Source organism: Mucilaginibacter frigoritolerans (assembly GCF_007830615.1).
In the GTDB taxonomy this organism is placed as follows: Bacteria; Bacteroidota; Bacteroidia; order Sphingobacteriales; family Sphingobacteriaceae; genus Mucilaginibacter; species Mucilaginibacter frigoritolerans.
On the sequence record NZ_VLLI01000006.1, the window covers coordinates 73,889 to 87,036 of the forward strand.

The 13,148-nt window shown below is 38.3% G+C and carries 12 protein-coding genes; 3 read left to right on the plus strand and 9 right to left on the minus strand.

What is annotated here, in order from left to right; all coding sequences use genetic code 11:
- Positions 1-81 precede the first annotated feature (81 nt).
- Both rlmN and JN11_RS11155 read left to right on the plus strand, forming a co-directional pair.
- Entirely contained in the window at positions 82-1,140 is a 1,059-nt protein-coding gene (rlmN, locus tag JN11_RS11150; RefSeq protein ID WP_144912575.1) for a 23S rRNA (adenine(2503)-C(2))-methyltransferase RlmN, read from the plus strand.
- A 31-nt stretch (positions 1,141-1,171) separates the two neighbouring features.
- On the plus strand, positions 1,172-1,870 hold the full coding sequence (locus tag JN11_RS11155; RefSeq protein WP_144912577.1) for a ComF family protein: 699 nt from the start codon (positions 1,172-1,174) through the stop codon (positions 1,868-1,870).
- 54 nt (positions 1,871-1,924) lie between these two features.
- Here the strand turns inward: JN11_RS11155 and JN11_RS11160 are convergent, their stop codons facing one another.
- The 3 genes from JN11_RS11160 to JN11_RS11170 form a co-directional block, all read right to left on the minus strand.
- The gene (locus tag JN11_RS11160) at positions 1,925-2,314 is read right to left on the minus strand and encodes a response regulator (RefSeq protein WP_317131269.1); all 390 of its coding nucleotides are present in this window, start codon (positions 2,312-2,314) and stop codon (positions 1,925-1,927) included.
- A gap of 156 nt (positions 2,315-2,470) precedes the next feature.
- Positions 2,471-3,757: a serine hydroxymethyltransferase gene (locus JN11_RS11165; RefSeq protein ID WP_144912580.1), complete on the minus strand. Its 1,287-nt coding sequence runs from the start codon at positions 3,755-3,757 to the stop codon at positions 2,471-2,473.
- A gap of 103 nt (positions 3,758-3,860) precedes the next feature.
- The gene (locus JN11_RS11170) at positions 3,861-4,613 is read right to left on the minus strand and encodes a segregation and condensation protein A (RefSeq protein ID WP_144912582.1); all 753 of its coding nucleotides are present in this window, start codon (positions 4,611-4,613) and stop codon (positions 3,861-3,863) included.
- 196 nt (positions 4,614-4,809) lie between these two features.
- Between JN11_RS11170 and dxs the strand changes: the two genes are divergently transcribed.
- A complete protein-coding gene (gene dxs / locus JN11_RS11175; protein WP_144912957.1) occupies positions 4,810-6,738 on the plus strand; it encodes a 1-deoxy-D-xylulose-5-phosphate synthase in 1,929 nt (642 codons plus the stop codon).
- 160 nt (positions 6,739-6,898) lie between these two features.
- Here dxs and gmd read toward each other — a convergent pair whose 3' ends face one another.
- The 6 genes from gmd to lptC form a co-directional block, all read right to left on the minus strand.
- Positions 6,899-8,035: a GDP-mannose 4,6-dehydratase gene (gene gmd, locus JN11_RS11180; protein WP_144912584.1), complete on the minus strand. Its 1,137-nt coding sequence runs from the start codon at positions 8,033-8,035 to the stop codon at positions 6,899-6,901.
- Between the two features lie 87 nt (positions 8,036-8,122).
- Positions 8,123-8,686, minus strand: coding sequence for a DUF3109 family protein (locus JN11_RS11185; protein WP_144912585.1), 564 nt, complete (start codon positions 8,684-8,686; stop codon positions 8,123-8,125).
- A gap of 2 nt (positions 8,687-8,688) precedes the next feature.
- On the minus strand, positions 8,689-9,468 hold the full coding sequence (locus tag JN11_RS11190; RefSeq protein ID WP_144912587.1) for a DUF3108 domain-containing protein: 780 nt from the start codon (positions 9,466-9,468) through the stop codon (positions 8,689-8,691).
- Between the two features lie 116 nt (positions 9,469-9,584).
- A complete protein-coding gene (locus tag JN11_RS11195; RefSeq protein ID WP_144912588.1) occupies positions 9,585-10,100 on the minus strand; it encodes a DUF2480 family protein in 516 nt (171 codons plus the stop codon).
- A gap of 156 nt (positions 10,101-10,256) precedes the next feature.
- Entirely contained in the window at positions 10,257-12,365 is a 2,109-nt protein-coding gene (locus JN11_RS11200) for a peptidylprolyl isomerase (protein WP_144912590.1), read from the minus strand.
- Positions 12,366-12,553: 188 nt separating this feature from the next.
- Positions 12,554-13,141, minus strand: a complete 588-nt coding sequence (lptC, locus tag JN11_RS11205) for an LPS export ABC transporter periplasmic protein LptC (protein ID WP_170227743.1) — start codon at positions 13,139-13,141, stop codon at positions 12,554-12,556.
- Between the last annotated feature and the right edge of the window lie 7 nt (positions 13,142-13,148).

Genomic DNA, 13,148 nt, shown 5'->3' on the forward strand with positions numbered 1-13,148 from the left:
ATTAACTTTTAGTTATTGTTTTTAAATATAAAAAGAATGTCTTTTAAAAGATAGTTTTTTTTTATTTCGTACTTTTGCATCGTGAATATTGCAAAAGAAAAAATTGATATCCGTGGCCTCAGCCTTGACGCCTTGCAGGAACGTTTTATCCAAATGGATGAAAAAAGTTTCAGGGCTAAGCAGGTTTATGAGTGGCTATGGAAAAAATCTTGCGTTTCTTTCGACGAGATGAGTAATATTTCAAAAGAACTGCGCACTAAACTCAATGATCATTTCAGCATCAATAATGTTAAAATAAATAACTCACAGTTTAGCGCCGATAAAACTATAAAAAATTCTTTCATTTTACACGATAGTCATTTAATTGAAGGTGTTTTAATTCCAACTCCCGGCCGGATGACGGCCTGTGTATCGTCGCAAGTGGGCTGCAGCTTAACCTGTAAATTTTGCGCCACGGGTTATATGGAACGCAAAAGAAATTTAAATCCCGACGAAATATACGACCAGGTAGTGTTGATTAATCAGCAAGCCATGGAAAACTATGGTGCCCCGCTTTCAAACATTGTTTATATGGGCATGGGCGAGCCTCTGCTAAACTACAAAAATGTAATGGAGTCTATAGACAGGATCACGTCTGAAGACGGACTTAACATGGCAGCTAAAAGGATAACGGTATCAACCGCCGGGATAGCCAAAATGATTAAAAAGCTGGGCGACGATAATGTGAAATTTAACCTGGCATTATCGTTACATGCTGCCAATGACGAGAAACGTAATACTATAATGCCTATAAATGAGCAAAACTCATTAAAAGCATTGGCCGAGGCTTTGAAATATTATTATGCCAAAACAAAAAACCCGGTAACGTACGAGTATATTATTTTTGACGGGGTTAATGATAACATACAAGATGCTGTAGAATTGGCCCAGTTTTGCAAACACCTGCCCTGCAAAGTAAATATTATTGAATATAATCCTATTTCATTTGCCAACTTTATAAACGCAGGCGAAGATAAGGTGGAAGCTTTTGCCGACTACTTGCGTAAGCAAGGCGTTAATACCCATTTGCGTCGCAGCCGCGGTAAAGATATTGATGCCGCCTGTGGGCAACTCGCCATAAAAGAAAAAGCAAAAGTTTAGGAATAACAAAAATCTGTGTTAAATTCATAAAATGAATTTGAAGCGCAGTTATCTATCTGATTTTGTTTCCCTATTATTTCCAGAGCTTTGCGCTGCATGTCATGAAACACTATTGGCAAATGAGCATTTAATATGCACCAGTTGCCTTTATAACTTACCTTATACTAATTTCCATTTACAGCCCGATAACATTGTAGCCCGTCAGTTTTGGGGTAAAATACCTATTGAGGCTGCTTATACCCTATTTTACTTTGCCAAAGGTGGTAATGTTCAAAACCTGATGCACCAGTTTAAATATAAAGGAATGCAGCAGATTGGCCATTTGCTGGGAAAAATGGCCGGGGAGCAATTGATAAAAAACGATATTTTTAATACGGTGGATTTTATTATACCTGTACCTCTTCATAAAAAAAGGATGCAGCAAAGGGGATATAATCAAAGCACCTGCTTTGCCGAAGGCCTTGCGGAAAAATTAACAGGAACAGTTGATGATCAGAACCTGATAAGATTGAAGGCTACCGAAACACAAACTCATAAATCCAGATTTGAGCGGTTTGAGAATATGCTGGAGGTTTTTGAAGTAAAAAAACCTGAGAAATTGCTTAATAAGCATGTTTTATTAGTTGATGATGTAATAACTACCGGTTCAACATTGGAAGCCTGCGGTACTTGCTTACTTAAAATACCTGGTTTAAAGCTCAGTATAGCTACCATAGCTTATGCGGAGTAGAAATTTACAGATTAAAAATGTTTTTTAACACAGCACATTTAAGGCTAAGCGCAGTTATACTTTCTGATATGCGCTTAGTTTGTCAAATAAAGCTTTAGGATCAAAGGGCTTTAATACATAGTCATTCATACCGGCAGCATCAATCTGTTCCCTTTCGGTGCTCAGCATGGAAGCGGTTAAAGCTATGATAGGTAATTGTTTAAAATAAGGTTCGTCTTTAGCACGGATAACCTGGGTAGCTTCAATACCGCCCATTTCAGGCATATAAACATCCATTAATACCACATCGTAATTACGGTTTTGGGTGATTTTTTCCACCGCCTGCAATCCGTTTTCGGCAAAATCTGCAGTTGCTCCCCATTTTGATATTACCTTGTTCATTAATAGCCTGTTTATTTGGTTATCATCAACTACAAGCACATTTATTTTCAATCCCGTTTCCACTATATTGTTTTTTAGATTAATTTCAAATCGCCCCGTTAAACGTAACTAATAACTAAAAGGTTACGCACTTAAAACAGCACAATTTAGCAAAACTAATGCTATAAAACAAATTAAGCGCCGTTAAGCGCTTAGTTTGTTTTTGTATAATAATTTTAATTAGTCGATATCGCCATCACGGTAAAGCGGAAAATCGTGCATTAACTTGTGTACTTTTTTACGTACCTTTTTTAACATATGCTCGTCCTCTGGGTTACTCAACACCTCATCAATCAATTCCACAATTTCGGCCATGTGTTTTTCCTTCAAACCACGTGTAGTAATGGCTGCTGTACCCACCCTGATTCCTGAGGTAACAAATGGTGATTTGTCATCATAAGGCACCATGTTTTTATTGGCAGTAATATCAGCTGCCACCAAAGCATTCTCGGCAGCTTTACCGGTTATATTTTTATTGCGTAGATCAATCAATATCAAGTGATTATCAGTACCCCCCGAAACAATTTCATAACCACGATCAGTAAATGCCTGGGCCATAGCAGCACCATTCTTTTTTACCTGTAAGATATATTTCATATAATCTTCAGATAAAGCTTCACCAAATGCAATTGCTTTTGCTGCAATAATATGTTCCAAAGGGCCACCTTGTGTGCCTGGGAATACCGCCATATCCAGCAGGTTCGACATCATTCGGATCTCGCCTTTAGGCGTTTTTAAACCCCATGGGTTTTCAAAATCTTTACCCAGCAATATCATACCACCACGTGGGCCGCGCAAGGTTTTATGTGTAGTTGTAGTAACAATGTGACAATGCGGAAGCGGATCTTTTAATAATCCACGTGCTATTAAGCCGGCTGGATGTGATATATCGGCCAAAACCAATGCACCAACCTCATCTGCAACTTTACGGATAAATTCATAATCCCAATCGCGTGAATAAGCCGAAGCTCCGCAGATAATCAATTTTGGTTTTTCGCGTAAGGCAACCTCTTTCAACTGATCGTAATCAACCAGCCCAGTTTCTTTTTTCACACCATAAAAGTGCGGATCGTATAATTTACCTGAAAAGTTTACTGCTGAACCATGTGTTAAGTGACCACCGTGCGACAAATCAAAGCCCAAAATTTTATCGCCAGGCTGTAAAACCGCTAACATTACTGCAGCATTTGCCTGCGCACCAGAGTGCGGTTGCACGTTTGCCCACTCAGCATTAAATAATTGTTTAGCTCTTTCAATAGCTATTGTTTCAATTTCGTCAACTACCTGGCAGCCGCCATAATAACGCTTACCCGGTAGCCCTTCGGCATATTTATTGGTTGCCACAGAGCCTGCAGCTTCCATTACCTGCTTGCTAACAAAATTTTCAGATGCGATCAGTTCAATGCCCTCTTCCTGGCGTTGCTGCTCTTCATCCAACAGCTTAAAAATCAATTTGTCTCTTTTCATAATTATTTAAAAACGGCGCTAAGTTAAGGATTTTGGTTTAGAGATCGGTGGCTTGTGCTTAGAGATTAGAAAAAACTGACAAGACTGACTTATCCAGTTATATTTAAGCACTAATCTCTTTGCTCGAGATCCAAAAGTTATTATAGCCCAGGCCAATCTGTATATCAATCATCTCTTGTTGCAGCATTTCGAGAACAGCCAGGAAGTTGTAAACAAAATGCACCTTATTTTCGGAGTTGCCGGCTATCGCTTTAAAATCCATCATCTTGTTAATCTTGAGCAGGTTTTCTATAGCTTTTTTCTGTTGTTCAATAGTGTATGGATATTGCACTACGGTATGATGCACTTCCTCGCTCCTGCTCAGATAGCGTTTCATCAGTCTACCGTACATCATCATTAGCTTATATAAACTAAGTTCTGATAGTTCCTCCCCCGGTAAAGCTACCGCATCAGCTTGCTCTATGTCAAATTTTATATTTCCCCGCTTTTCCTGCTTAAACCGATCATCCTCCATGGGATGGAGGACTTCGCAGATCTCCTTAAATTTCTTATACTCTATTAGCTTACGGATCAGATCTTCCCTCGTATCGGTTTGGTCGGCATCAGGGTCTGCTTCATAGCGCGGCAGCAGCATTTTTGCCTTAATACGCATTAAAGTAGCCGCCACAAAAATGAACTCACTGGCAATCTCCATATTCAGGATAGTCATTTGATGAATATAATTCAAAAAATCATCTGCAATACGGGCAATAGGAATGTCATGGATTTCCAGTTCATCCCTTTCAATAAAAAAAAGCAGCAGGTCAAAAGGACCTTCAAACTGGGGTAATTTTATTTCAAAACCTTCTTCAACCATGAGAGCCCAAAAATAAAGTTAAATTGTTGTAAGTGGCTGAAAGTATATTAATTGTTGAAAAATTTAAATTTCATTCTGATTGATGATTTAAAGCCAAATAAGTTGTTAACACTTCCTAAAATTATTCAGTAAGTTTTATCCCTATTTTATTAATAAATTTCCGTAATTTGTAAGTTAAATAATTTACCAAATGTCAATGCAGGTACCGGCAGGCCATTTATTAGAAAAAATAAACTATCCATCTGACTTAAAGCAACTTAAAGTTGAAGAACTAAAACAGGTTTGCCAGGAACTAAGACAATATATAATTGACGTAGTATCGGTAAACGGTGGGCATTTTGCTGCCAGCCTGGGTGTAGTGGAGTTAACAGTTGCTTTGCAATACGTTTTGAACACGCCTTATGACCAATTAGTTTGGGATGTTGGCCACCAGGCTTACGGGCATAAAATATTAACCGGACGCCGTGATATTTTCCATACCAACCGTGTTTATAAAGGCATGAGCGGTTTCCCAAAACGTTCTGAAAGCGAATACGATACTTTTGGTGTGGGTCACTCTTCTACCTCTATTTCTGCAGCTTTGGGTATGGCCGTTGCCTCACACTATAAAGGCGAAACCGACAGACAGCACGTAGCCGTAATTGGCGATGGCGCGATGACAGCAGGTATGGCTTTTGAGGCGCTGAACCATGCTGGTATTGAAAACTCTAACCTGCTGGTGATATTGAATGACAATAATATGTCTATTGACCCTAACGTGGGTGCGCTGAAAGAGTACTTAACCGACATAACCACTTCCAAGCCCTACAACCGCTTCAGAGATGATATTGCACATGTACTTGCAAAGATATCAGCCATTGGCCCTGATGCGTTTAAAATAGCTCAGAAACTTGAAAAAAGCATTAAGGGAACCCTGCTTAAAAAGAGCAATTTCTTTGAAGCATTAAAATTCAGGTATTTTGGGCCGATTGACGGGCATGATGTTGAGCACCTGGTAAAAGTATTAACTGACCTGAGAGATATACCAGGGCCTAAATTACTGCATTGCATTACTGTTAAAGGTAAAGGTTATGCATTAGCCGAAAAGGATCAAACCAAATGGCATGCACCCGGCTTGTTTGATAAAATAACCGGAGAAATTAAAAAGACAAAGCACGAAAAACCACAACCTCCAAAATACCAGGATGTTTTTGGTCATACTATAATTGAACTGGCAGAGCAGAACCCTAAAATAATGGGTATTACCCCAGCTATGCCATCCGGCTGCTCGCTTAACCTGATGATGAAGGCTATGCCTAACCGCGCCTTTGACGTTGGTATTGCAGAACAGCATGCGGTAACTTTTTCGGCTGGCTTGGCTTCGCAAGGACTAATTCCTTTCTGTAACATATACTCCAGCTTTATGCAGCGGGCCTATGATCAGGTAATACATGACGTAGCTATTCAAAACCTGAATGTGGTATTTTGTTTAGACAGAGCCGGTATTGCCGGAGCTGACGGACCAACGCATCATGGAGCCTATGATCTGGCGTTTATGCGTTGCATACCAAACATGACTGTTTCGGCACCGATGAATGAGGAAGAATTGCGCAACCTGATGTTTACTGCCCAGCAGGACGATATGGGGCCATTTGTAATCAGGTATCCACGCGGTAACGGTGTTATGGTTGACTGGCAACGACCTTTAAAAGCAATAAAAGTTGGTAAGGGACGCAAAGTTTGCGATGGTGAAGAAGTAGCCATACTATCAATCGGTCATATCGGCAACGAAGTTGTAAAAGCTACAGCAGAATTGAACTCTGCGGGTTATTACCCTGCACACTACGATCTTCGTTTTGTGAAACCACTTGATGAAGCCCTATTACACGAGGTGTTTAAAAAATTCAGTAAGGTAATTACGGTAGAAGATGGTTGTTTAGAGGGCGGAATGGGCAGTGCCGTTTTAGAATTTATGGCCGATAATAACTACCAGCTTCAGGTTGTGCGTTTAGGTATACCCGATATGGTTATTGAACACGGCGACCAACCCGAACTTTGGGCAGACTGCGGTTACGATGCCAAAAGCATTGCTGCACAGGTTATGGCCTTAGGCATAAAACAAAACAAACATACTATAGCTTCTTAAAAAGCCTCCACTTTATTTATAAAGCCCTAAGTTTTTGATAGACAAAACTTAGGGCTTCTTTTTTTTACTCTTTTTTTATATTGATTTAACTGCCTTACCAAGTGTGCCGCGTTTACCAGATGTGCCACGTGTACCGGGTGTCACAGGCACAGTAATAAGCTTATTCGAAATAGTTAAGCGTTTTAAATCCACCTTTTTTCAAATAATCATCCTTTTTTACCAGGTAAAGGTCAGATTGAACCATATCACTTACCAGCGATTGGAGATTGTATTTAGGTATCCAACCCAATTTCTCTTTTGCTTTTGTTGCGTCCCCAATTAATAAATCAACCTCGGTTGTCCTGAAGTATTTGGCATCAACCTTCACAACTGTTTGGCCAAATTTTAAAGCATCCAGGTTCAGGCCCAATTCTTTGGCTTTTTGTTCGTCAATATCAATAATTACTCCGCGTTCGTTTTCGTCTTTACCGCTAAATTCCACTTCTATGCCTAGTTCATTAAAGGCCATCTTTATAAATTCACGTACAGTGGTGGTTACTCCTGTGGCAATTACAAAGTCTTCGGGCTTATCCTGCTGTAGCATCAGCCACATAGCTTCGATATAATCCTTTGCGTGGCCCCAGTCTCGCTCGGCCGATAAATTGCCAAGGTACAGGCAATCTTGCAGCCCCATAGCTATTTTTGAAGCAGCACGGGTAATTTTACGGGTAACAAATGTTTCGCCGCGTACAGGGCTTTCATGGTTAAATAATATACCATTACAGGCATACATATTATAGGCTTCGCGATAGTTTACAATTATCCAGTAACCATACAACTTAGCAACCGCGTAAGGCGACCGCGGATAAAATGGAGTGGTTTCACTTTGCGGAACCGCTTGTACCAAACCATACAGCTCAGAAGTTGAAGCTTGATAGATTCTTGTTTTTTGCGTCAGTCCTAAAAGTCGTACAGCTTCAAGGATGCGTAATGTTCCAATACCATCAGCATTGGCTGTATATTCAGGGGTATCAAAGCTCACCTTTACGTGGCTTTGCGCGGCCAGATTATAAATTTCATCAGGCTGTACTTCCTGAATAAGGCGGATCAGGTTAGTTGAGTCCGTTAAATCGCCGTAATGCAATCTGAATTTAACATCAGGATCATGCGGATCATGATACAAATGGTCAATACGATCGGTGTTAAATAATGACGAACGTCTTTTTACGCCATGTACTTCATATCCTTTTTTGAGCAGGAACTCTGCCAAATATGCACCATCCTGACCGGTAATACCGGTGATTAAAGCTACTTTCATCTGGAAATATTTAAGTACAATATTATCCAAATAAATTACAAAAACAGTATTTGATATAAGGAGTAGAAATTAGAATTAGCAAGATGACTAAAGATCCGCCACTTTTTCTTCAAGTTCGTTATACCATTCTTCACCGTATTTACGAATAAGCGGGCCTTTTAAAAACTCATGCACACTCACTTTAAGCTCATTACCGAAAGAACATGCAGGGCTGCAAATGCTCCAGCGATCATAATTCAATACATCAAACTCCGGGTATTTAGTAATGCGGATTGGGTATAAATGGCAAGAGATAGGCTTTTTCCAATTGATTACACCTGTTTCATATGCCTTCTCAATGGCGCATTTGGTAATACCGTTTTCCCATATAACATAGGCACACTCCTTATTTACATCAACACATGGGGTGGTATAATCGCCTTCAAAATCTTTAACATAGGTGCCAACTTTTTCAATGGTGGCAATCCCTTTGGCAGTCATAAAAGGTTTTACTTTTGGATATATTTCATCCAGTATATCCAGTTCATTGGCGTCAAGCGGCGCGCCAGAGTCACCCTCCAGGCAACATGCTCCTTTACATTTATTTAAATTGCAAACAAAGTTTTCCTTCACCACATCTTCATGCAGCAATACAGCCCCAACTTCTATCATATTTATTTCTTTAAGGGATTTAGTGGGTATTTCAAGTTTTTTGCTCCCGTTAAATCCATTGTTACACTACCTACTACCAGTTCAACATGTGCTTTTACAGGTATACGGTTTTTATCATCTGTGATCCAAAGGTACAGTTTACTATCCTTTCTGAATACGCGGCCAGGAATAATGGTTGGGTTGAATTTTAAACAATTAAAACTACCCATTGAACAATTCACCTTTTCTACACCAACATAGGTAATACCCAGCGTATGTACTCCATCTTCTAAAAAATATTGAAGTTCAAATTTTTCTCCTTTTTGAATTTTTGAAACATCAATACTACGCGAAAAATAATAGGCTGATAAAAAATCAAACACCTTACCCTTATATGGAAAAACGCCTTTAGCGGCTGTTATCTTATCATTCTCATGATTAAAGGTTACGTTATCTGTATGCTTGTAATTTGCCTCATGCCTGTTCTCAGTATAAAAATAAGGCATTAAGGTTGATTGGTCGACATATGATTCATATCGGTTACGAACCTTATAAAATATATCAAAGGTTCCGGCTGTCCTACCATCTGCTACAATATGAAATACCGGATGACCATCGAATTTCTTGTCGCTTTCCTCAACATTTATAACAGCTTCGGCGGCTGTAAAAAATCCATATTTGAGGGTATAAGTCAGTTGCTCACCTGTTTTAAAAACAGGCTCATTAATACTGTTAAGTTCCTGAGCATATGATCCGTTAAAAAAAGCAATTATGACGACAATTATTAAAAAGTATTTTCTCATATTTTAGTCAAAACTGCTTAATCAACGTTTTAAGTTTATTTATGTTGTTAAACAATTTTTGGCATTATTAAAATAGAAAGCAAATTTGATAATCAATAAATTAGACAAAACTCGTTTTAATCTTTCTTTTTATAGATTGGTACAGTAGAGCAAGGTTCGCCAAACATAAGGCTTTTTACTATGGGAGTAAGTTTTTGAGTAAGTTCAACATAAGCCGAAACAGGTACCGGGATATCTCCGCAACCTTTTATTACGATGCGTTGATCCCTATATTGTTCAACATCCATTTTACCAATGCTTTTCACAAACAGTACAGTTTCCAATACCTCTTCGTTTCCAAAAACAACTTCAAGCGCATGTTGTGCAAGTTTATTTGCCAACAGCATATAGGCCCAAGCCGGTACAATTGCATCAGCGGTGCAGGTTACAGCAACAAACTTACCGGTATATTGAGTCCAGTCGTGTTCTTTTACAAATTCCCTGAAATCCTTTTCCTTCAAAATAAGGCCCATAAACAGGTTATCTGCAATATCATATATTACCCGTTCGCCTTCAGGGTAAAAAGCTGCGGGATCAAGTGTAACCAAACCACTTTGCGCTACCTTGTTTATTATATTTTCCTGTATTTCCATTATCGTAAAATAAAAAATCCGGGTAGAGAATTAACACTACCCGGATACAAAATTACTTTTTATTTCTTTTAGTATCTGTCTTTAACAAACAATGAACCATCTGTAATCATCCGTTTCATTATTTTTTACTTTCAGATGGCTGCTTTAAACTACTTCTTATAAGAATTTAGCTCTGTTATCTTTTATAGTAGCTTTATCTTTCAATGCTTCAAATATCTGCGCATCTGCACTCTGAAGTATAGTCTGAGCCATTTGTTGTTTTTCTCTAACTGCATTAGTAAGAGCCGGTGGATTAGTAAAGCTATTTAAAACAAACACATAAACACCTTGCTGACCTTCAACCGGTTTTGATAGTTTGTTAGGCTGTGAACCAAAAACAGTACCAATAACTTTATATTCAGCTGATGATCCTGGAATTACAGGGTTAGCAAATACGATATTCTCCAACGGTGTAACCTGGCTTCCTACTTTTTGGGCCACCTGATCAATACTTGATACACCATTTAAAGCTCCTGCAAATTTATCAGTTAATACTTTAGCTTTTACCTTGTTTTTAACCATCGGCTCAATTTGCTTCTTAACAGCATCAAGTGGCAATATTCCTTTTGGCTTAATCATTACCAAATGGGCTACGATGTATTGGTTATCAGAAATATAAACTTTATCTGAAAAATCACCATTTTCAGCATTGAATGCCCATCTTACAATTTCACGTGCATTATCAATACCTGGCAAGGCTGCGGCAACACCTCTAACATCTGTAGCCGTCTTTTTTTGAATACCTGCTTTTTTCGCTTCTTCATCAAAATTATCTTTTGTTAAAGAACCTAAAAATCCTTGTGCCTTACTGTAAACAGTTGTTTGTGTTTGACTGCTGGCCTTTAACGGTACATCAACAATAGCTACTTTAACAACCTTTGATGAACCTTTTTGATCTTCGATCTCAATTAAATGCACACCATATTGTGAAGCAACGATCTTCAGATCACCTTTTTTACCGCTGAACACAGCATCCTCAAAAACAGGAATCATTGCGCCACGACCAAAAGTACCCAAATCACCACCTTTAACAGCAGAGTTTTTATCTACAGAAAACATATTAGCCAGTTCTGCAAATGATTTGCCACCCTGAATAAGTTTCTTTAATGAATCGGCTTTAGCCATTGCTTTTTCAACACCAATGGTTCTGTCGTCAATCAGAATGTGACGTGCTTTTACTGAATCTGGTTCAGTACGCGCATCAACCAGTTTAGCAATTTTGTAGCTACCTGTTGATAAATAAGGACCATAAACAAATCCGTTAGATTCATTAAACATTACTGAATCCAATTTCGGCTCTAAACGGCCTTTATGAACATAAACTAGTGGAGCCTTTGTTTCCGCATTAATTTGAACAAAAAGAGAATCATCTTTAGTTGCTTTAAAGGCTGTCACTAATTTATCAGCCTGAGCTTTAATAGCTGCACTATCAGCTGACGAAGGTGCTGCATTAAAACTTACATAATCAAAGGTTCTGGTTTCCTGTTGATTTTTAAATTCGTTTTTATGCTCGTCGTAGTATGATTGATAATCACCGTCAGTTACTGTGATTTTGCTATCAGGTACCGAAGCATAAGTAAGCACGGTATATTTGAAATTAGCAAGCTTATTTTTTGCTTCGTAATCATCTTTTGCTTCCAAAGAGTTTACATATAAACCAGTAGTTACTAAAGCAACATATTTTTCAGACAATTTAGCTTCAATCATTTGTGAAATGAAATCAGACCATTGTTGTCTTACCGGATCATCAGCTTTAGATGCTGCAAGGTTATTTAAAAATGTGTTTAACTTATTTTTATCAACCTGGCCTGTTTTAGGATCGCCAAAAGCCTGAACAATCTGTGGATTTGGGTTATCACCGCTTACCATTGATTTTGCTTCATCGTCACTAACTACCAAACCAAGTTTATCAACCTCTTTTTTCAATATCAGCTGACTGATCATTTGATTCCAGGTTGTTTCCTGAATGTAGCTGGTAATTTGGGGTGATAAGTTTCCCTGCCCAGACTGTTGCCTGAATTGAGTACTGTTTTGTTCCACTTTTTTTGCAAACTCATCATATGCAACTTTTTCGCCGCTAACATTACCCAGTTCATTCCGGTCATCCCTGAAAAAAGAACCACCTGAACGTACTACCTCGCCAATAATAAAAGCAAGCAGCGCAAACCCAATAAAAAATGCGAGAATTTTCCCCATCCGGTCGCGCAAAAAACCCATTATACCCATATACTTATATAAATTATATTATACTGTTAAAAAGAGGGCGCAAGATACAATTTTTAGTAAAATTCTATAATACAATTTTTTGTATAAATAATTCCTGAATTTTAGGCTATTATAAACGGTATATCTTGCGGCATTAAGGCTTTTTTACATTTAAAAAACACTAATCCCTGATTATATTTCCTGCATTTTTATGGATTAATACCACTCTCTTTATCATTCACGTTGAAAATACCTGTGGATTGATCAATATGCCAGGGATACAAACTTTCATTACTGTTAAATCCGGTACCATTCATTATGTTACCATTGGTCATGATAATTTGGACCGGTTTCTTTGAAAAAAGCTTTTTATTGGCTTCATCATAAATCAGTTCATCTGATTTAAACGTTTCACCCTGTGCATTTTTGGCCACCACATTCTTGTGAAACTCAATTAAGTTCTCTTTATCTTTTTCAATAGCGTATTCTGATGTTATGGTTCCTTTTATAGAAAGATCATCTTCATAAAAGATAATCTTTACGCCTTTTGACATTTCCTTATAAGGTTTGGCCGCATCATCATAATCAATTTCGAGCGGAGCGGTAAGGTGCGCTTTTACTTTTGCTGAGTCACTATAAATAATATCTACAAAAGTTGAACGGGAAATTGGTTTATCCGCCTCTGCGGATGCTATTTTCTTTATATCATTCAAAGAGTTTTCACACGATGCCAGCAGCAAGCAAATAAACACTGCCGACAAATATAAATGTAAAAGCTTCTTTGCCTGACTGTACATTATCATT

Excerpts from the sequence above, each read along its gene's own strand:
- JN11_RS11155 (WP_144912577.1), top strand. The coding sequence starts at position 1,172 with ATGAATTTGAAGCGCAGTTATCTATCTGATTTTGTTTCCCTATTATTT.
- JN11_RS11165 (WP_144912580.1), bottom strand. The coding sequence starts at position 3,757 with ATGAAAAGAGACAAATTGATTTTTAAGCTGTTGGATGAAGAGCAGCAA.
- JN11_RS11170 (WP_144912582.1), bottom strand. The coding sequence starts at position 4,613 with ATGGTTGAAGAAGGTTTTGAAATAAAATTACCCCAGTTTGAAGGTCCT.
- dxs (WP_144912957.1), top strand. The coding sequence starts at position 4,810 with ATGCAGGTACCGGCAGGCCATTTATTAGAAAAAATAAACTATCCATCT.
- gmd (WP_144912584.1), bottom strand. The coding sequence starts at position 8,035 with ATGAAAGTAGCTTTAATCACCGGTATTACCGGTCAGGATGGTGCATAT.
- JN11_RS11185 (WP_144912585.1), bottom strand. The coding sequence starts at position 8,686 with ATGATAGAAGTTGGGGCTGTATTGCTGCATGAAGATGTGGTGAAGGAA.
- JN11_RS11190 (WP_144912587.1), bottom strand. The coding sequence starts at position 9,468 with ATGAGAAAATACTTTTTAATAATTGTCGTCATAATTGCTTTTTTTAAC.
- JN11_RS11195 (WP_144912588.1), bottom strand. The coding sequence starts at position 10,100 with ATGGAAATACAGGAAAATATAATAAACAAGGTAGCGCAAAGTGGTTTG.
- JN11_RS11200 (WP_144912590.1), bottom strand. The coding sequence starts at position 12,365 with ATGGGTATAATGGGTTTTTTGCGCGACCGGATGGGGAAAATTCTCGCA.
- lptC (WP_170227743.1), bottom strand. The coding sequence starts at position 13,141 with ATGTACAGTCAGGCAAAGAAGCTTTTACATTTATATTTGTCGGCAGTG.